At 63.5% G+C, this 18,357-nt stretch carries 18 protein-coding genes; 7 read left to right on the forward strand and 11 right to left on the reverse strand.

Annotated elements, in window-relative coordinates; all coding sequences use genetic code 11:
- Window positions 1-200: 200 nt before the first annotated feature.
- The 8 genes from ROE7235_RS04820 to ROE7235_RS04855 all read right to left on the reverse strand — a co-directional run bounded on the left by ROE7235_RS04820 (window position 201) and on the right by ROE7235_RS04855 (window position 6,778).
- Complete coding sequence (locus tag ROE7235_RS04820) at window positions 201-875, reverse strand: extensin-like domain-containing protein (protein WP_183073329.1); 675 nt, start codon at window positions 873-875, stop codon at window positions 201-203.
- A 7-nt stretch (window positions 876-882) separates the two neighbouring features.
- Entirely contained in the window at window positions 883-1,797 is a 915-nt protein-coding gene (locus tag ROE7235_RS04825) for a prephenate/arogenate dehydrogenase family protein (RefSeq protein WP_121093548.1), read from the reverse strand.
- Window positions 1,794-2,882 (reverse strand): histidinol-phosphate transaminase, encoded by a 1,089-nt coding sequence (gene hisC, locus ROE7235_RS04830; RefSeq protein ID WP_121093549.1) that lies wholly within the window; start codon window positions 2,880-2,882, stop codon window positions 1,794-1,796. Before hisC ends, ROE7235_RS04825 begins: the two co-directional genes overlap by 4 nt.
- Before the next feature lie 177 nt (window positions 2,883-3,059).
- The gene (locus tag ROE7235_RS04835; protein ID WP_121093550.1) at window positions 3,060-4,031 is read right to left on the reverse strand and encodes a DMT family transporter; all 972 of its coding nucleotides are present in this window, start codon (window positions 4,029-4,031) and stop codon (window positions 3,060-3,062) included.
- A gap of 54 nt (window positions 4,032-4,085) precedes the next feature.
- The gene (ygfZ, locus tag ROE7235_RS04840) at window positions 4,086-4,841 is read right to left on the reverse strand and encodes a CAF17-like 4Fe-4S cluster assembly/insertion protein YgfZ (protein WP_121093658.1); all 756 of its coding nucleotides are present in this window, start codon (window positions 4,839-4,841) and stop codon (window positions 4,086-4,088) included.
- Between the two features lie 135 nt (window positions 4,842-4,976).
- Entirely contained in the window at window positions 4,977-5,888 is a 912-nt protein-coding gene (locus ROE7235_RS04845; RefSeq protein WP_121093551.1) for a pirin family protein, read from the reverse strand.
- A gap of 130 nt (window positions 5,889-6,018) precedes the next feature.
- Complete coding sequence (locus tag ROE7235_RS04850) at window positions 6,019-6,414, reverse strand: hypothetical protein (RefSeq protein WP_121093552.1); 396 nt, start codon at window positions 6,412-6,414, stop codon at window positions 6,019-6,021.
- A gap of 49 nt (window positions 6,415-6,463) precedes the next feature.
- Window positions 6,464-6,778, reverse strand: a complete 315-nt coding sequence (locus ROE7235_RS04855) for an HNH endonuclease (protein ID WP_121093659.1) — start codon at window positions 6,776-6,778, stop codon at window positions 6,464-6,466.
- 87 nt (window positions 6,779-6,865) lie between these two features.
- Between ROE7235_RS04855 and ROE7235_RS04860 the strand changes: the two genes are divergently transcribed.
- Window positions 6,866-7,249 (forward strand): SgcJ/EcaC family oxidoreductase, encoded by a 384-nt coding sequence (locus ROE7235_RS04860; protein ID WP_121093553.1) that lies wholly within the window; start codon window positions 6,866-6,868, stop codon window positions 7,247-7,249.
- Here the strand turns inward: ROE7235_RS04860 and ROE7235_RS04865 are convergent.
- Window positions 7,240-8,889, reverse strand: a complete 1,650-nt coding sequence (locus ROE7235_RS04865; protein ID WP_121093554.1) for a SulP family inorganic anion transporter — start codon at window positions 8,887-8,889, stop codon at window positions 7,240-7,242. The two genes, ROE7235_RS04860 and ROE7235_RS04865, sit on opposite strands and share 10 nt — an antisense overlap.
- A 239-nt stretch (window positions 8,890-9,128) precedes the next feature.
- Here ROE7235_RS04865 and ROE7235_RS04870 point away from each other — a divergent pair, with 239 nt between their 5' ends.
- The 3 genes from ROE7235_RS04870 (at window position 9,129) to ROE7235_RS04880 (ending at window position 11,805) form a co-directional block, all read left to right on the forward strand.
- Window positions 9,129-9,509, forward strand: coding sequence for a hypothetical protein (locus ROE7235_RS04870; RefSeq protein ID WP_121093555.1), 381 nt, complete (start codon window positions 9,129-9,131; stop codon window positions 9,507-9,509).
- 77 nt (window positions 9,510-9,586) lie between these two features.
- On the forward strand, window positions 9,587-10,987 hold the full coding sequence (locus ROE7235_RS04875) for a leucyl aminopeptidase family protein (protein WP_121093556.1): 1,401 nt from the start codon (window positions 9,587-9,589) through the stop codon (window positions 10,985-10,987).
- Complete coding sequence (locus ROE7235_RS04880; RefSeq protein ID WP_121093557.1) at window positions 10,984-11,805, forward strand: C40 family peptidase; 822 nt, start codon at window positions 10,984-10,986, stop codon at window positions 11,803-11,805. The genes ROE7235_RS04875 and ROE7235_RS04880 overlap by 4 nt, the downstream gene beginning before the upstream one ends.
- A gap of 57 nt (window positions 11,806-11,862) precedes the next feature.
- On the opposite strand, the gene hrpB is transcribed toward ROE7235_RS04880, so the two are convergent.
- Both hrpB and ROE7235_RS04890 read right to left on the reverse strand, forming a co-directional pair.
- Window positions 11,863-14,295 (reverse strand): ATP-dependent helicase HrpB, encoded by a 2,433-nt coding sequence (hrpB, locus tag ROE7235_RS04885; RefSeq protein ID WP_121093558.1) that lies wholly within the window; start codon window positions 14,293-14,295, stop codon window positions 11,863-11,865.
- A gap of 32 nt (window positions 14,296-14,327) precedes the next feature.
- Complete coding sequence (locus tag ROE7235_RS04890; protein ID WP_121093559.1) at window positions 14,328-14,795, reverse strand: MarR family winged helix-turn-helix transcriptional regulator; 468 nt, start codon at window positions 14,793-14,795, stop codon at window positions 14,328-14,330.
- A 94-nt stretch (window positions 14,796-14,889) separates the two neighbouring features.
- Between ROE7235_RS04890 and hmgA the strand changes: the two genes are divergently transcribed.
- From hmgA to fahA, 3 genes are read left to right on the forward strand one after another with little or no spacing between them, the layout of a single operon-like run.
- Entirely contained in the window at window positions 14,890-16,245 is a 1,356-nt protein-coding gene (hmgA, locus tag ROE7235_RS04895; protein ID WP_121093560.1) for a homogentisate 1,2-dioxygenase, read from the forward strand.
- 2 nt (window positions 16,246-16,247) lie between these two features.
- Window positions 16,248-17,093: an MBL fold metallo-hydrolase gene (locus ROE7235_RS04900; protein ID WP_121093561.1), complete on the forward strand. Its 846-nt coding sequence runs from the start codon at window positions 16,248-16,250 to the stop codon at window positions 17,091-17,093.
- A 10-nt stretch (window positions 17,094-17,103) separates the two neighbouring features.
- Window positions 17,104-18,351, forward strand: a complete 1,248-nt coding sequence (gene fahA / locus ROE7235_RS04905; protein WP_121093562.1) for a fumarylacetoacetase — start codon at window positions 17,104-17,106, stop codon at window positions 18,349-18,351.
- Window positions 18,352-18,357: the final 6 nt, after the last annotated feature.

The following is an 18,357-nucleotide window of genomic DNA, read 5'->3' on the forward strand; positions in this document are numbered from 1 at the left end:
TGCAACCTCATCTCCCACCATGATAACCAAAACAGCCCAATCTCGAACCGTCCCAGCCAACCAGCAACGTCCCCGCCGCCGGTGAAGCGCTATCTAGGCAATCCAAACAATACACGCAACAGGAAAAGACAGAGGATCGCGAAATTCCTGTGGATAAGGTTTAACATACTGTAATCAATATATTATTTACCGTGGTTGCGTTAACGGCAATACGGTCCGCCCCGATATTGCGCGGTATCGTAGTGGAAGTGATTCTCGTGCATGCCATCGGAGCCCGGACCCAGCGTGGTGCCGAAGATCCCGCAGGCATTGGTGTGCATCTCGCGCAGTGCGCGGCTGTATTTGGAGTCCGACCAATCCCCGGCGACGGTAATGGTTTCGCCATTCGCCAAAAGAATGGCGCTGATGTCGATCGCACGTCCCTTGCCGTGTTCCGAGATACGTGCGCCGGCCCGATGGTTGCGCGTGCGGCAGACATAATGCGCTGGCACTCGCAATTCGGTCACACTGGCGCTGGCACGTCCCAGCGCGGGGCGCATGGCTTCGGTGACCCAACGGTGCAGCGCCGTTGCGGTCGGGCAATCCAGCGTGGCCGGTTGTGACAGTTTTACCCCGTCGACATGTGTGACCTGCACCGGAGCCGCCACGCCACAGCCATTTGTTGCGGATGTGATCGGCGCGACCGGCTTGCCCTGTAGTCCCGCGACACCGCATAGCTGACCGGCCGAATGGCTGGCGCGTGACGCGGTATCGCCCATGAAGGGCACCACCCGTCCGATCAGTCGGCCCACATTGCTGTCGCCGCGCGGCCCGCCGCTGGAACACGCGGCCACAGCCGTCACGGTAGCCAGAATGGCAACAAGCGGGTGCTTCATAGCGGTCCTATCGGTTGGAGCGTCCGAAATCGGGGGCGTCTGTGTCTTGCCCCGCATCAATAATACCACGGCGAATGGCGCGGGTGCGGGTAAAATACGCGTGCAGATGATCGCCATCGCCACGCCGAATGGCGCGTTGCAGCGCGAACAATTCTTCTGTGAAGCGGCCGAGGATCTCGAGCGTCGCGTCCTTGTTGGTCAGGAACACGTCGCGCCACATGGTCGGATCGCTGGCGGCGATACGCGTGAAATCGCGAAAGCCCGCGGCGGAATACTTGATGACTTCGCTATCGGTCACGCGGCGCAGGTCATCGGCCACACCCACCATGGTATAGGCAATCAGGTGCGGGGTGTGGCTGGTCACGGCCAGAACAAGATCGTGATGGGCCGGGTCCATCACATCAACCTGCGCGCCGATGCCCTGCCACACGCGGGTCAGCCGGTCGAGCGCGTCGGCATCGGTGCCATCGGGCGGGGTCAGGATGGTCCAGCGGTTGTCAAACAGTTCGGCAAACCCCGCGCGGGGGCCGGAATGCTCTGTTCCCGCCAACGGGTGTCCGGGGATAAAATGGACATGATCGGGCATATGGGGGCCAACCGCGTCGTTCACAGCCTGTTTGACGGACCCGACATCGGTGACGGTCGCACCACGCGCAAGATGAGGCGCGATCTCTGCAGCGACAGCGGCCATCGCGCCGACCGGCACGCAGAGCACCACCAGATCGGCGCCTTGAACGGCTTGGGCGGCCGTGTCGGTCACGCGGTCCACCAGTGCAATCTCGGTGGCGATCGCACGGGTTTCGGCGGAGCGCGCGGTGCCGGTGGTTTCCGCAACCAGCCCGCCCCGCCGCATGGCCAGCGCCATCGACGACGCGATCAGCCCCAACCCGACAAACGCCACACGCTGGTAGAGTTGGGTCATCCCTTCCCCTCCATGAAGCGGGTGATGCTATGCGCCACGCGGCGGCACGCGGATTCGTCGCCAACGGTGATCCGCAATGCTTCGGGCAAGCCGTAGCTGGACACTTGCCGCACAATCAGCCCATCGGCCAACAGCGCCGCGTTGCAAGCCGTGGCTTGCGCAGGCGTGTCAAAACGTGCGAGCACGAAATTTGCAAAGGACTGGTCCGTGGCCACGCCCGCAGCGCTCAGCTTTTCGGCCAGCCAGCCGCGCAGGCGCGCGTTTTCCGACAACGACCGGGTGATATGCGCGGCGTCGCCCAGCGCGGCCTCTGCCACGTCAAGCTGCGTGTTGGACAGGTTGAATGGACCGCGCAGACGGTTGAGCACATCCATCACATGCGCCGGGCCATAACCCCAGCCAATGCGCAGGCCACCCAGCCCATGCAGCTTCGAGAAAGTGCGCGTCATCACCACATTCTCGCGGGTGTCGACCAGCGCCGCGCCGCCGTCATAACCGTCGACATATTCGGCATAGGCCCCGTCCAACACCAACAGGGTCTGCGGTGGCAGACTGTCGGCCAGCCGTTCCAGTTCCGACAACGGCACGAACGTGCCGGTCGGGTTGTTGGGGTTGGCGACAAAAACCAGCTTGGTGCGGTCGGTCACGGCGTCCAGAAGCGCGTCGATATCCGTGGTCCGGTCACGCTCGGGTGCCTTGACCGGCGTCGCACCTGCCGCCATGGCACTGATCGGATACATCAGAAAGCCGTGCTGCGAATACAGAACCTCATCCCCTGGACCGGCAAACCCCTGACACAGGAACGTGATCACCTCGTCAGAGCCGACACCGCAAATTATGCGCGCGGCATCCAGCCCGTAGCTTGCCGCAAGTGCGGCGCGCAACCCGGCATGGTCGGTCGAAGGATAGCGGTGCAGGTCATGCCCCGCGCGCCGATAAGCTTCGCGGGCCAACTCCCCGGCACCGAACGGGTTTTCGTTGGATGACAGCTTCAACGCGTCCTCGCGGCCCGCAATCTTGGCGGTGCCGCCCTGGTAAAGCGCGATATCCATAATGCCGGGTTGTGGGCGGATCTGGTGGGGCATGGTCTGTCCTCTGGGTCTTGTCGACCACGTCTTAGCGCCGCGCGGGGCGCAGGACCAGAACGCAATGCAACGCAGACCGTCCGGCGAACATGCGCGTTGCACTTGTGCCGCGCGCCCGATGCAACCGCATTGCTGGCGCAAACTCTTGTCGCGCCGCCCAGATTTCAGCGGATGGGTTTACTCCGCCTCCTCGGACTGTGCCGATTGCAGCCCGCTGACACGCGGATATGTCCCCGTATCGGTCCGGGTGCGCGTCTCCAGAACCGGACGGTTCTCGGAAACATTGGCCGTATCTTCGCGGATCAGAATGAAAATTCCGCTTGCGATGATGATCGCGGCCCCAAGGATCGTGAACAAATCGACGGATTCAGCGAAAAACAGCGCCCCGAACAGAACCGCCCAGATCATTTGCGAATATTGCATGGGCGCGACCTGAAACGCGGGCGCGCGCTTGTAGGCCGCGATCACGCATAGGCTGGCAATCAGCGCCAGCACCGCCATTGCGGCCAAAGCGCCGAAATCGGCCAGCGGCATCGGGCGGTAGACAAAGGGCAGCATCAGCCCCATCACCACCAGATTGGCCATCATGGGATACAGCAGCAAGACCACGTTGCGCTCTTCCGCACCGATCTTGTGCACAATGATAGAGGCCGTCGCGTTCGCAAACGCCCCCACAAGAGCGGCCAGATGCCCAAGCCCCAACTCTGCCCCCTGTCCCGGTCGCAGCACGACAAGAACACCGGCAAGCCCGACCAGAACGGCAGCACCCCGCCGCCAACCGACGCGCTCGCCCAGCACGGGCACGGACAAAAGCGTTATCAGTAATGGTGTGGCGAACAAAATGGCGTAGGTTTGCGCCATCGGCAGGACCGAGAATGCGTAAAACACACAGACCCCAGTCATGACGGATGCGCCAGTGCGCAGCGCCGTCCATCCCGGATAGCGCGGTCGCAAATTTCCGTCAGTGCGGTCGCGCATCAGCATCAACGTCGCCAGCGGCAACCCCAGAAGCACGCTGAAAAACACGATCTGGACGGGGCTATAGCTGCCGCCCAGCGATTTCACGATCACATCATGCGATGAAAACAGCGCAAATGCCAAAAGAGCCAGCCCGGGACCGGCAAAACGCGACGATAACCCAAGCGACATGGCACCCTCTCAGACAGCGACCCTGATACCGCTACCATGGCACTGCCGCGCGATTCAACTGCTGCGCGCCATGTCCGCCGCAAAGATCGTGGCATCGCCTGCTTGCATGGCATCCGTGACCCGATCAAAGCGTAAATAGGCAATGGCTTCCCCGCCGCTTTGCGTAAACAGCGTGCCCACGGCCTTGCCATTCGCCGTGATCTCGGTGCCAACAGGGGCGTGCCCGTCAACCGTGACGGTCGCCAAACCTTTGCGCAGCGCGGTCTTGTGATGCATCCGCGCTGTCACTTCCTGCCCGACATAGCACCCTTTGCGAAAATCCACGCCATTCAGGCGGTCCAGGCCCACTTCCAGAACAAAGCTGTCATTTGGCACCAGTTCGACCCCGCTTTCGGGAATGCAATGCGCCACACGGACGGCATCCCAATCGGTGCCATCCTCGACCGGGTCCGCGCCATACAGCCGCCACCCCAGCGCCGGATGGCGCGGGTCCGCGACAGCACCTTCGGGTGCGTCGCCGGTGCCCCGGCGCACAGTCATGTCCTCACGCGCCAACTGCACAGGAGCGCGCAGCTTATACATGCTTAGCCGTTTGAACAGGTCATCGGCCAGCGGTGCAGCAACATCCACCAAAACATCGTCGCCGCGCGCCACCAGAAAGAAATCGGCCAGATACTTGCCTTGCGGCGTCAAAAGCGCGGCATAGACGATCCCGTTTTCCTCAAGCTGTCGCGTATCGTTGCTGACCAGACCCTGCAAAAACCCCGCCGGATCGTCGCCCGAAACACGGATGATCGCGCGCTCTGTCATAGTCACCTCGTTTTTCTTGCTGTCCTGCATATAAGAAGCGGGGCCGCCTGCGAACAGCCCCCGCTTCATCTTGCCAAAAATACTCGAACACCAGCGGATCAACCGCCGCGACGGTCGGGGCGTGATGCCCCCGCATCAATGCGCAGGCTGGATGAACGTGCCGTTGCGCAGGTCGCGCTTCGCCTGACGAATTTCCTCTTGGGTGTTCATCACGATCGGGCCGTGCCACGCGACGGGCTCTTGCAACGGCGCGCCGGAAATCAGCAGAAAGCGGATACCCTCTTCGCCCGCCTGCACCGTAACCTCGTCACCGGTGCCAAAACGGATCAGCGTGCGGTCGCCCGACATGTCACGGATGTTGACCTCTTGGCCCATCACCTCTTTTTCCAGCAAAATGCCGGACGGTTTCGACGCATCCGAAAATACGCCCGCACCTGCAAAGACATAGGCGAAAGCACGGCGGTAGGTGTCCACCTTGAAGGTTTTGCGCCGACCCGGCGGGACAGAGATGTCCAAATATTGCGGGTCGGCCGCGATCCCGTCAACCGGGCCGCGTTTGCCCCAGAAATCGCCCACGATCACGCGCACCTTTGTGCCGTCATCGTCGATCACCTCTGGAATATCGCCCGATTGCACATCTTGGTAGCGCGGCGTGGTCATTTTCAGTGCGCCGGGCAGGTTGGCCCAAAGCTGGAAGCCATGCATCTGCCCGCTCTGGTTTCCGCGCGGCATTTCCTGATGCAAAATGCCGGACCCTGCTGTCATCCATTGCACGTCTCCCGCGCCCAAGGTGCCGGTATTGCCAAGGCTGTCGCCATGATCCACCTCGCCCGCGAGGACATAGGTGATGGTTTCAATGCCCCGGTGCGGGTGCCACGGAAATCCGCGCAGGTAGTGTTCGGGGATTTCGTTGCGAAAATCGTCGAACAACAGGAACGGGTCCAGTTCTGACGGGTCTTGGAACCCAAACGCACGGTGCAAGTGCACGCCCGCGCCTTCAAGGGTCGGTTGCGCGTGACGGATGTCAATGGTGGGGCGGATGGACATGGCATTTCCCTCTCAAAACGTGTCTGCCTCAAAAGATCGGCCATTCTGTCCTACTTGCAACCCGCGACGAGAGCGCCGTAGCTGTTCGTTTATGCACAGCAGCGCAGCACATGCGCGGGCCGAGGCCCGCCTAATCACCCGACCACACAATGCGCCACGCATAGAATGCCGCAACAAGCGCGACTCCACCAAGGGCCAGACGCAAGAGCAGCCATCGCAGCCATGACGGTGCGGGAGGATCGAAGCCCTGCTCTTCAACAGTGTCGGGGGCGGGGCCTGCTCGGCGGACGCTGCGCACAAAGGCGTTCAACACCTCCTGATCGGATGGGTCTGCACCGCCCGCCGCTTCGCGGGCCTTGCGGCGGTTCACAGAGCGCAGATCGGGCCACCGCGTCCAGACATCGCGGGGCGTGGGCGCTTGCGGCGTCATACTATGCGAATTGGCCACAATGCCCACACGGGCCTGCCGAGCGACCAGGCTTTCCTGCCGCCGCCGGTCTACCCCCTGCTTGTGTTGCGTGCTCATCACAGCCCCCTGCCAGATATCGTCCGTGGCAGAGTATACGTTGACCCCTTTACAGTTTGTTACCGCCGCGCCGCCGCGCGCCCGGTACTTTCGACGAAAACTCGGGCGGACGCTTGGCCACCCAAGCCAGAAACTTCGCCAGCCGCGGATGCGCACGCAGGGCCGCGACCGTATTGAACGCCCGCGCCAGTTCGGTTTCCGACAAGGTGGCGTGAATTTCTCTGTGACAGATATGGTGTAGCAGCACCACCCGACCGCCCTTGCCGCCGCGCAGCTTGGGCACAAGGTGGTGCAGGCTTTGCGGCACATCCGGGGGAATCGGTCGGTCGCATAGCGGGCAGATAGGGTCGTCGACATCGGGCATGGCGAAACAGGCACCAAAAGCGTAAACTGTTGCTAGTTCTAAGACCGCCGCCGCGCCCGACAACATCTGACAGGACAGAACACGCCGATGCCGACCGAAAAAATCACCGCACTTCTGGATGATTGGAGCGCCGCGCTGCAATCCTGCGACCCTACACGGATCACCGATCTGTACGCGCCCGACGCCGTTTTGTTGCCAACGATCTCTTACCAGATCCGCCTCGACCCGGCACAGATACGGCGGTATTTCCGCAATATGATGCAGATGGGGCCTTCTGCGCGATTCAACGAGGTGCATTCGCGTATATTTGACACGATCGCCATCAATTCCGGTATCTACACCTTCCGCCTGCACCGGGACGATGGTGCGCCCTATGACCTGATCTGCCGGTTCACGTTTGTCTACAAGCTGCTCGATGACGCGTGGAAGATCATCGAGCATCACTCCTCGACCATGCCCGATCAGCCCTGACGGTTGGCGCAGCTTTCTTGCATCGCGTCTTCCATCCGGTCAAAGAATTTCGGGCTGGCATGGTGACCGAACTGGCTGCGCAGCACCTTGGCCACCTCTGGCGTGGCGCCCACCAGTGCAAGGCATCCGCCCTGCCGTTCCAGCTTGCGCGCCAGTCCGACCATGGATTGCGCGCCCGATGTGTCCACGAACGGCACGCGCGACAGGTCCAGCACAAGCATACGCGGCAGGTCGGAAATGCGGTCCAGCACCCGGCCCATCGTGGCTGCCGCGCCAAAGAAATAGGCCCCCCGCAGGCTGTAGACGACCACGTTTTCCGTCTGCTCGCGCGGGACGGCATCGGTCGGGGTCACAGGTTCCAGCCGGGCGGCCTCTGACATGCGGCGGATAAACACCGCGCCGCCCAGCGCCGTGCCTGCAATGATGCCTTCGGTCAGGTCGCGGAACACCACCAGCAGGAAGGTGATCAGCAGCACCGCCGCATCGGCGCGGCTGACGCGCAACAGGCTCAGGAATTCTTCCTTCTCGAACATGTTCCACGCCACCACGATCAGCACACCGGCCAGCCCTGCCAGCGGGATATGCACCGCCAAAGGCGCAGCCAGGAGCAGCACAAGCGCCACGAAGACCGCGTGCAACATGCCCGACATCGGCCCCTGACTGCCCGCGCGCACATTGGTCGCCGTGCGCGCAATCGTGCCGGTCACGCAAAAGCCGCCGAACAGCGCAGACCCCATATTGGCCACGCCCTGCCCCAGCAATTCGGCGTTGGAGCGGTGGCGCTGCCCGCTCATCCCGTCGGCCACCACCGCAGATAAAAGCGATTCGATCGCGCCCAGCAGAGTGAAGGCCACGGCAAAGGGTAACGCGGCCAGAATTTCTGCCATGCCGAACCCGGGCAGTTGCGGCGCAGGCAACGCGCGCGGCAGGTCTCCGAAGCGGTCCCCGATGGTTTCGACCGGCAGGCCACCCCAAGCCAGCACCCCGCCGACAACAATCGCGATCAACATGCCGGGCCAGCCGGGCCGATACCGGCGCAAGCCAAGGATAGCGGCCACGGTGCCCACCGCGACAAGCGTTGTCGTCAGGTCCACCGTGCCGCGCGCCTGCCAGATAACCGCCAGCTTGTGCAGAAATTCCGGCGGGGCGGCCTGTTCCAGCCGCAAGCCGAAGAAATCGGCAATCTGACTGGCCGCAATGATCAGCGCGATGCCGGATGTGAACCCGACAGTCACCGGAAACGGGATGAACTTTATGTAGTCGCCAAGCCGCAACAGCCCGACCAGCATCAGCATGATGCCCGACAGGAAGGTGGCGAGGATCAACCCCTCGACCCCGATTTGCAGGACCGTGCCGGCGACCAGCACGATGAACGCACCAGCCGGGCCGCCAATCTGGTAGCGCGACCCGCCCATGAGCGACACAAGGAACCCGCCGACAATAGCCGTATACAACCCCCGTTCCGGCCCGACGCCCGATGCGATGGCAATTGCCATGGACAAGGGCAGTGCTACAATCGCGACGGTCAGGCCAGCCAAGGCATCGGCCCGCAAATCACGCAGGGAATACCCGTCGCGGAAAGCTGTCAGGCTCATCGGGCGCAGGTCTTCGATCAGGCCGGGGGCGGGGGATTGGGGCATGATGTCTCCACTAGTGACACAAGGCTTCTTTGCCCGTCAGCGCGGCTTGTCAAGATGACAGGATCGCCCGCCGCTGCCGCGAAATCGTGAATTCCGCCGCAGCGTGATGCCTTAAAATAAATGCAATCGTGCACTACAGAACCGGATACGTCCGGCCAGCCCCCTGCGGCTGCCGTAAACCGGTTCTTAAAGAAATGCTGCGAAACTGGCGGCGTTATTATATACAGTAGGACATGCTAATGGCCGCAATCACCCGTCTGGAACCGTCTGAATCCATTGCTGTGGATTGCTCTGCCGTCGCCACCCTGTTTCGCACGCATGGCAGCCTGCTTGCAGAGGATGTGCTCATGGGGCATGTTGAACAGATTACCGACAGGATCGCCGCGCTGGATGCCGCTATCGGCACCCCCGGATGCGCCCCGATTGCCGAAACCGCCCGCATGTTATCGGGGTTGGCGACCGAAATAGGGCTGACCTCGCTGGCTCATACCCTGACCGCAGTTGCGCAGGCAGAAACGGCGGGCAACCATGCCGCGGTGCCAGCACTCTGGAACAGGGTAAAGCGCATTGGCGACCTGTCCTTGGTGCGGCTCTGGGATATGCCACAGTTGCGCATGTAGGATCAGTCGAAAAAGCGCTGCAAATCCGCGCACGCCTGGGGTAGTGTCCGCCATACATTATGGAAGGACACCCCGGAATGAACACCCCGTCGCCCTACAGCTTCGCCCCCGAAGGACATGGCACAAAAGATCTGCACCTCGTCACGGTCGAAGCGCATGAGGGCTGGCTTGAAACCCAATCGCGACGGGTGCGCGCTTGGCTGGCCGCGACGGGCTTTGCTGCCAAGCTGGGCGAGGTCGCGCTTATCCCTGACCCCGATGGCGGGTTGGCCGGCGCCGTGGTGGGCCACGGCACCGCACATGACCGCAAGCGCGACCGCTTCCTGCTGGGCGGTGTGCGGCGAAAGCTGCCACCCGCGCGCTATGCGCTGCACCACACGCTGGACCAAGATGCGTTGAACGAGGAAACCCTCGGGTGGTTGCTCGGGGGCTATAGCTTTCGCGCGTTCAAGACCAGCACACCCGCCGACATGGCGACGCTCGTCGCGCCCGCTGGCGTAGATGCACAGCACCTTCAGACCATCGCCGAAGCAGAGGCGTTGACCCGCGATCTGATCAACACACCGGCCTCGCAGCTTGGCCCCGAAGAACTGGAACAAGCCGTCATGGCCCTCGCCAACCGGTTTGGCGGCGACATGTCCGTGACTTATGGCGACGACCTGCTCTACCAGAACCTGCCGCTGATCCATGCTGTGGGACGGGCCGCTGACCGCAGCCCCCGCCTGCTCGACATGCGCTGGGGGCGCGCCGGGCCAAAACTGACACTGGTTGGCAAAGGCGTGTGCTTCGATACCGGCGGTCTGAACCTGAAACCCGGCGGCTCCATGGGCTTGATGAAAAAGGATATGGGCGGCGCCGCGACCGTGCTGGGGCTGGCACAGATGATTATGGCCTCGGGCTGGCAGGTCCAGCTGCGCGTGTTGATCCCGGCGGTCGAAAACGCGGTTTCGGGCAGCGCCATGCGACCGGGCGACGTGCTGACCTCGCGCAAGGGCCTGACGGTCGAGGTGAACAATACCGACGCCGAAGGCCGGCTTGTGCTGGCCGACGCACTGGCCCTAGCCTGCGAGGAATCGCCCGACGCGCTGATCTGCATGGCCACGCTGACAGGCGCCGCGCGCGTCGCGCTTGGCCCCGATGTCGCGCCCTTTTACACCCATGACGGCGCGCTCGCACAGGCGCTCACAGCCGCCAGCGCCCGCGTGCGCGACCCGCTCTGGCAGATGCCGCTGCACCCCGCCTATGCGCCCATGATCGAACCGGCAATCGCCGATCTCGACAACGCCCCTGCGGGTGGCATGGCGGGATCTATCACCGCCGCGCTCTTTCTCGACCGCTTTGTCGAAGGGGTGGACCGCTACGCCCATTTCGACATCTACGGACATCAGCCAACCAGCGCACCGGCACGGCCCAATGGCGGCGCAGGCCAAGGCGCACGCGCGCTATTTGCGGCGCTACCGGGCGTTTTGGACCTGTGAGCGATCCGCGCCTGACCCCGTTTTCAGGCCGCGTCGCCCATGACAGCCTGCGCGGGCGGCGCGACGCGCCCGCGTTCACTGCGGGCACAGCCGCCAGCGTCAGTGCACCGCTGACCGACCTGCTTCGCCACCCCGGCGGTCCGCGCGACCGCCAGATTCTGCGCGGGGCGCGGGTCACGGTCATCGACCGGGCCGGGCAGATGGCCTACATGTTGTGGGACGGGTATTGCGGATGGGTCCGCGCCGATGCGCTTGGCCCTGCCAGCACGCCCACACATCGCGTCAGCGCTGCGGCAACCCACCTCTACACCGCACCGGACCTGAAAAGCCCAGAGGTCGCGGCCTTGTCCCTGAACGCGCGAATCGTCGTCACGGGGGCACAGGGCGCCTTCCTGCAAACCGAGTGCGGACGATTCCTGCCCAGCCAGCACGCAGCGCCATGTGACGCACCGGCAAGCGATCCCGTTGCCATTGCCGAGCAGTTTCTTGGCACCCCCTACCTGTGGGGCGGCAACAGCCATGCGGGGATTGACTGTTCAGGGCTTGTGCAAGTGGCCCTGCACGCCTGCAACCGCCCCTGCCCGGCCGATAGCGATCTGCAGGAACACGCCTTTGCGCCCCATGGTTTGCCGCCCGGCACGCCGCCGAAGCGTGGCGATCTCTTGTTCTGGCGCGGGCATGTGGCTTGGGTTTCAAACCCCGAAACCATTTTGCACGCCAACGCACACAGCATGTCAGTGGCCTATGAACCCCTGCAAGACACCATCGCGCGGATCGCACCTGACAGCCCTGTTACGGCGCATATCCGTCTTCGCTAAGCCTGATTTCATCTTGCCAAAAATACTCACGTCACCACGGCAGCCAGAAGCGCCCCGCTAGCCCTTGCGCGGTTTGGCCCGCAAGGTCGGGTCTGCCTGCAACGGGTCTTCGGGCCATGGGTGCTTGGGGTATTGACCGCGCATGTCCTTGCGCACCTCGGCGTAACTGTTGGCCCAGAACCCGGGCAGGTCGGTTGTCACCTGCACAGGTCTGCGCGCGGGCGATAGCAGGACCAGCCGCAACGGCACCCGCCCCGGCCCGATGGTGGGGTGCGTGGTCTGGCCGAACAGTTCTTGCAGGCGTAGCTGCACCTCTGGCACTTCGCCCGAATAGTCAATCGGGGTGCGGTTGCCCAACGGGGTGACAAAATGCGCGGGGGCTTGGTCGTCCAGCCTTTGCATCTGCCCCCAGTCCAGCCGCGCGCGCAAAGCGGGCAACAGGTCAATCCCGCGCAGGTCTTCGGCGCTGCGGGCACGGCCCAGATGCGGGCCAAGCCAGTCTTCCAGCGTGCCCAGCAGCGCCGCCTCGGACATATCCGGCAGGTCCGCGCCTTGGCTGCGCAGAAGTTCCACACGTGCGATGAAACGGCGTGAAGGGTCCGACAGCGGCAGTCCAAGATCACGCAAGCCCTCGCACGCCGCAGCGACCAGCGCCTGCTCATCCGGTGCGCGCCAATGCCGCTCCGACAGAACCAGCGCGCCGAAACACTCGCGTTCGCTGGCAATGATCCGGCGCTCGCGTTTCGACCATGCGCAAACCCGTTGCCATTGAAAACGGTCCCCGAACAACCCGCGCAATTCACGCTCGGATATCGGGATCGCTTGACGAATGCGGGCCTCGCGCGGATCACCGTCGGTGTCGGTCACGACCAGCAAACGGGTCTGCGCCAGCGGGTCAGCTTCGGGAAGTGCTGCGCCTTTGCCCCCCGACAGAATGTAGCGCGGAGCCTCGCCCTTGCGGCGCAGGCCGATGCGGTCGGGATAGGCGAGCGCCGCCATCTCGGCATGGCTGGCCCCTGCGCCGTCACCAACGTGCCGTTTGATCCGCCGCAGCGCGTCGCGCGCGCGCTCCAGCGTCGGGCGGTGCAGGTCGAACGGGTGGCGGTCCGTGAACGCCTTGGTGTCGCGCAACGCCGACAACCGCAGCGACAGGTCCACCGGCGCACCGCGCAGCAGGTCGCCTTCGGACAAGAGCGCGGCAAGGGGCGCGGCATCGCGGCCCGCATGCAATATCATATGTGCTAGGCGCGGGTGCAACGGCAGCGCCGCCATCGCGCGTCCATGCGCGGATATGCGGCCCGCGCCGTCCAGCGCGCCCAGTTCCGCCAGAAGTGCGCGCGCCTCTGCCAGCGCGCCCTCTGGCGGGGGCGTCAAGAAGCGCAGGTCGTCTGCCCCGCCCCAAGCCGCCAGCTCCAGCGCCAGCCCAGCCAGATCGGCGCGTTCTATCTCGGGCGGAGCATAGGCCGCAAGCGCGCCTTCTTCCGCCTTTGCCCACATGCGGAAACACACGCCTTTGGCCACGCGGCCCGCGCGGCCCTGGCGTTGCGTGGCCTCGGCGCGGGTGACACGTTCTGTCACCAGTCGCGACATGCCGGTGCCCGGATCGAACCGCGCGCGCCGCGCCAACCCGCAATCGACCACGACGCGCACATCTTCGATGGTCAGCGAGGTTTCGGCAATCGCGGTCGCCAGCACGATCTTGCGCGCCGTCGCATCGGGGGCAATCGCCGCGCGCTGCGCGCTGGTGGGCAGCGCGCCGTAAAGCGGGCGGCTCACGCAACCCGGCACATGCCCGTCCAGCAGATTGGCGACGCGCCGAATCTCGCCTTCGCCCGGCAGAAAAACTAGGATCGCGCCATCGGTCTGTGACGCAGCCTCGGCCACAAGCGTCGCCGCCGCACGCTCGAACCGTTCGTCCTTGCGGCGGGGCCGGTCCAGCCAGCGCGTTTCCACCGGAAAGGCGCGGCCTTCGGCGGTCAGAATGGGCGCGCTATCAAGCAACGCCGCCACGGGCTCGGCATCCAACGTGGCGGACATGACCAGCACCGCCAGATCGGGGCGCAGTGCCGCGCGCACCTCATAGGTCAGGGCCAGCCCCAGATCGGCATTCAGCGACCGCTCATGGAATTCGTCAAAGATGACCGCGCCCACGCCGGTCAGCTCCGGGTCGGATTGCAGCATCCGCGTCAGGATACCCTCGGTCACGACCTCTATCCGGGTGGCGCGCGACACGACAGCCTCTCCGCGAATGCGGTAGCCAACGGTTGCGCCCACATCTTCGCCCAGCAGCCGTGCCATCTGTTCGGCGGCAGCGCGCGCGGCAATTCGGCGGGGTTCCAGCATGACAATCCGGCCAGTCGTCTGGTCCAACAAAGCCAAGGGCACGCGCGTGGTCTTGCCCGCACCGGGCGGCGCTTGCAGCACGGCGCGGCCATGGGCAGCCAGCGCGGCTTTCAAATCGGGCAGAATGTCGTCAATCGGCAGGCGCATGACCGTGCTTATGCCCGCGCGTCCCGTCGCAATCAATCGTCGGTCGCGACGGTTTCGCCATAAGCCACGATCAAAGCGCGCAAGCCTTGTTCCAGAGCCGCAAAGTTCTGCGGTCCGATCCGCGCCGCCATCTCTGCCTGATAGGCCTGACCGCGCGCGCACAAGGCTGCGAACACAGCACGACCGGCCTCCGTCAATGCAAGATCTTCGCGGCGGCGGTCATCGCTGGCGCGGGTGCGGGTCAGATACCCGTCTCTTTCCAGCACCCCCACAGCCCGAGAGACGCGGGTCTTTTCAATATGGCTGATACGACATATCTCGACCGCGCTCATGGCGCCGAACCGGCCCAGATTGGCCATCACGCGCCATTGCGTGCGCGTCAAACCATACTCTGCCTTGTAGGTCGCGGCAAATCCAAGACTGACATGCTCCGCTGCCTGATTCAGCAGATAGGGCATGAACGCGTCGAGTTCGAATTCCGGGCGGGGCGTGTCGCGCATCGGCAGTCCTATTGATGTATCCGGTCTGCACGATAGCCTTGACATAGTTGCATTTGCAACAAATAACAGAGGCATTCAGCAAGGAGGGGCTGTCATGACCCGTCACGATCTGCCGCAAGGCATGGTGCGCGCGCCGTCGCATACCGTCCCACATGAAGGTTATATGCCCGGCTGGGCCAATGATTTCGAGACTGAAGCCCTGCCCGGCGCCTTGCCTCAGGGCATGAACAGCCCACAGAAATGCGATTACGGACTGTATGGCGAGCAGCTATCGGGCACGGCGTTCACCGCCAATCCGCCCGAACGCACATGGACCTACCGCATTCGCCCCTCGGTCAAGCATTCGGCGCGGTATGTGAAAATCGACCTGCCCTATTGGAAATCCGCGCCTTGTGTGGACCCGGATGTCATTTCGCTCGGCCAATACCGCTGGAATCCGGTGCCGCATGCCGAAACTGGCCTGACATGGCTGACGGGCATGCGCACCATGACCACGGCGGGCGACGTGAATACGCAAACCGGCATGGCCAGCCATATTTATCTTGTGACGGACTCGATGGAGGATGCCTATTTCTACTCTGCCGATAGCGAACTCTTGGTCGTGCCGCAGGAAGGGCGTTTGCGCTTTTGCACCGAGCTTGGGATTATTGACGTAGACCCCAAGGAAATCGCCATCATCCCGCGCGGGTTGGTTTACCGGGTCGAGGTTCTGGACGGCCCCTGCCGCGGGTTCGTGTGCGAAAATTACGGCCAGAAGTTTGAAATGCCGGGCCGCGGCCCGATCGGTGCCAATTGCATGGCCAACCCGCGCGATTTCAAGGCCCCTGTCGCGGCCTATGAGGATCGCGAGGTACCGTCCACCCTGACGATAAAATGGTGCGGGCAGTTCCACGAAACACAGATCGCGCAAAGCCCGCTGGATGTGGTCGCGTGGCACGGCAATTACGCGCCCTACAAATACGACCTGAGCACCTATTGCCCGGTCGGCGCGATCCTGTTCGACCACCCGGACCCGTCCATCTTCACCGTGCTGACCGCGCCCTCGGGCGTGCCCGGCACCGCGAATATCGACTTCGTTCTGTTCCGCGAGCGTTGGATGGTGGCGGAAAACACCTTCCGCCCGCCATGGTATCATAAGAACATCATGTCGGAACTGATGGGCAATATCTATGGCCAGTATGACGCCAAACCCCAAGGTTTTGTTCCCGGCGGGATGAGCCTGCACAACATGATGCTGCCGCACGGCCCCGACCGCGACGCGTTCGAAAAAGCGTCGAATGCCAATCTGGGACCCGACAAGCTGGACAACACCATGTCCTTCATGTTCGAAACCCGATTCCCGCAGCACCTGACCCGCTTCGCCGCGCAGGAAGCCCCGCTTCAGGACGATTATATCGACTGCTGGGACAGTCTGGACAAGAAATTCGACGGCACACCGGGGCGCAAGTAACCATGGCAAGCGTCACGATCCTTGGGGCCAAGGGCGGCCCCGCCGTGCGCAAGGACGGGGCGATGCCCACGTCGCTGCTGGTGCAGATGGGTGGCGCGCAGATCGTGGTAGATTGTGGTCTGGGCGTAGCGCGTGGGCTGGTGCAGGCCGGGGTCGACCTGCGCGGCCTGTCGCATATCGTCATCACGCACCTGCATTCTGATCATGTGCTGGAACTGGGGCCGCTGATCCACACGGCTTGGACCACGGGACTGAAAACCCCGGTGCATGTCTGGGGGCCACAGGGTTTGCGCGCCTATTGGGACGGGTTCTTGGCGTCCATGGCCTTCGACTGCAACCTGCGCGTGGCGGATGAAGGGCGGCCGCCGCTTGGCGACCTTGTGCAGCTTCATGTGCTGGAGGAAGGCGCATTTAGCATCGGCCCAGTGCGCGCCCAAGCACTGCGCGTGCCGCACCCGCCGGTCGAGGATTGCTTCGCCCTGCGCCTCGATGCCGAGGGCACATCCCTGTGCCTGTCCTCTGACACCGCCTATTTCCCGCCAATGGCCGAACTGGCCCGCGGGGCGGATGTCCTATTGCACGAAGCCATGCTGCCCCAAGGGGTCGAAGCAATCATCGCCAAGACCGGCATGGGCGACAAGCTGCGCGCGCATCTGGCCAATAGCCACACGACCGCAGACAAAGCCGCGCAGATCGCAACGCGCGCAGGTGTCAAGCATCTGGTGTTTTACCACATTATCCCGGCCGATGACCCGGCCTTTGGCCTGCCCGACTGGCAGGCCGCCATTGCCGGGCATTGGCATGGCGCGTTCACGCTGGCCCATGACGGGCTGACGGTCGAATTCTAGGGGGCACACAATGGGATTGTTGCCAAGCTGGGTTGAAAGCGCCAATGAACCGGGATGTGATTTCCCTTTGAACAACCTTGCGCTTGGCGTGTTCGATACCGACCAAGGCCCCCGCTGCGGCGTGGCGATTGGCGACCAGATCGCGGATGCAGCGACGCTCGAAGCAATTGGGCTGCTCGACCTTGGCGCGCCTCTGCTTACCCATCCCTCATGGAATGCCCTGATGGCCGCTGGCCCTGACATATGGGCCGATTTCCGCAACCAGATAACCGCGCTTTTGCACGAAGGTGCGCCAAAGCGCGCCCAAACCGCACCGCATCTGCACGCAATACAGGGCGCAACTTTGCACCTGCCCTTTACGGTCAGCGAATTCACAGATTTCTACGCAGGCCGCCACCATGCCACCAATGTTGGCACCATGTTTCGCGGGGCAGACAACGCGCTGCCCGCCAACTGGCTGCATATCCCCATCGGGTATAATGGCCGCGCGTCGTCGGTCGTCGTCTCTGGCACGCCCGTGCGCCGCCCTTGGGGGCAGGTGAAAACCCCGGATGAGAGCGTCCCCCGCTTCACCCCTTCGCAGCGGTTCGATTTCGAACTGGAACTGGGCGCAATCGTCGGCCAATCCTCGACAGGCCCGGTCAGTGTGGCGCAGGCGAATGACATGATCTTTGGCTATGTGCTGCTGAACGATTGGTCCGCGCGCGACATTCAGGCTTGGGAATACCAACCGCTCGGCCCGTTCCAGTCCAAGGCCACCGCCACCACGATCAGCCCGTGGATCGTCATGCGCGCCGCCCTCGACCCGTTCCGCGCACCCCCGCCGAACCGCGACATCCCGCTTCTGCCGCATCTGGCCGATAGCGGCGATGACTTTCACGATATCGCACTGGAAGTCGCGCTCTCCCCCAAGGGCGGCAAAGCGCAGACCATCACCCGCACCAATACGCGCGAGCTTTACTATTCCCCTGCTCAACAACTGGCGCACCACAGCACAAGCGGTTGCCCCATGCGCATGGGCGATCTGCTGGGGTCCGGGACCATCTCTGGCGCAACTCCGGACAGTCGCGGGTCCATGCTGGAACTATCGTGGGGCGGACAAACCCCCATTAACCTTAACGGCACCCCCCGCGCTTTTCTGGATGATGGCGACACCGTCATCTTCCACGGCGCGGCCATTGCACCCGATTACCGCATCGGTTTCGGTCCCTGCGACGGAACAATTTTGCCGGCACTTCCAAACCCCTACGCTCCCTGATTTCAT

The organism is Roseinatronobacter ekhonensis (assembly GCF_900499075.1).
GTDB classification, from domain to species: Bacteria; Pseudomonadota; Alphaproteobacteria; order Rhodobacterales; family Rhodobacteraceae; genus Roseinatronobacter; species Roseinatronobacter ekhonensis.

Coding starts and splice junctions, on each gene's coding strand:
- ROE7235_RS04820 (WP_183073329.1), bottom strand. CDS start 875: ATGAAGCACCCGCTTGTTGCCATTCTGGCTACCGTGACGGCTGTGGCC.
- ROE7235_RS04825 (WP_121093548.1), bottom strand. CDS start 1,797: ATGACCCAACTCTACCAGCGTGTGGCGTTTGTCGGGTTGGGGCTGATC.
- hisC (WP_121093549.1), bottom strand. CDS start 2,882: ATGCCCCACCAGATCCGCCCACAACCCGGCATTATGGATATCGCGCTT.
- ROE7235_RS04835 (WP_121093550.1), bottom strand. CDS start 4,031: ATGTCGCTTGGGTTATCGTCGCGTTTTGCCGGTCCCGGGCTGGCTCTT.
- ygfZ (WP_121093658.1), bottom strand. CDS start 4,841: ATGACAGAGCGCGCGATCATCCGTGTTTCGGGCGACGATCCGGCGGGG.
- ROE7235_RS04845 (WP_121093551.1), bottom strand. CDS start 5,888: ATGTCCATCCGCCCCACCATTGACATCCGTCACGCGCAACCGACCCTT.
- ROE7235_RS04850 (WP_121093552.1), bottom strand. CDS start 6,414: ATGAGCACGCAACACAAGCAGGGGGTAGACCGGCGGCGGCAGGAAAGC.
- ROE7235_RS04855 (WP_121093659.1), bottom strand. CDS start 6,778: ATGCCCGATGTCGACGACCCTATCTGCCCGCTATGCGACCGACCGATT.
- ROE7235_RS04860 (WP_121093553.1), top strand. CDS start 6,866: ATGCCGACCGAAAAAATCACCGCACTTCTGGATGATTGGAGCGCCGCG.
- ROE7235_RS04865 (WP_121093554.1), bottom strand. CDS start 8,889: ATGCCCCAATCCCCCGCCCCCGGCCTGATCGAAGACCTGCGCCCGATG.
- ROE7235_RS04870 (WP_121093555.1), top strand. CDS start 9,129: ATGGCCGCAATCACCCGTCTGGAACCGTCTGAATCCATTGCTGTGGAT.
- ROE7235_RS04875 (WP_121093556.1), top strand. CDS start 9,587: ATGAACACCCCGTCGCCCTACAGCTTCGCCCCCGAAGGACATGGCACA.
- hrpB (WP_121093558.1), bottom strand. CDS start 14,295: ATGCGCCTGCCGATTGACGACATTCTGCCCGATTTGAAAGCCGCGCTG.
- ROE7235_RS04890 (WP_121093559.1), bottom strand. CDS start 14,795: ATGCGCGACACGCCCCGCCCGGAATTCGAACTCGACGCGTTCATGCCC.
- hmgA (WP_121093560.1), top strand. CDS start 14,890: ATGACCCGTCACGATCTGCCGCAAGGCATGGTGCGCGCGCCGTCGCAT.
- ROE7235_RS04900 (WP_121093561.1), top strand. CDS start 16,248: ATGGCAAGCGTCACGATCCTTGGGGCCAAGGGCGGCCCCGCCGTGCGC.
- fahA (WP_121093562.1), top strand. CDS start 17,104: ATGGGATTGTTGCCAAGCTGGGTTGAAAGCGCCAATGAACCGGGATGT.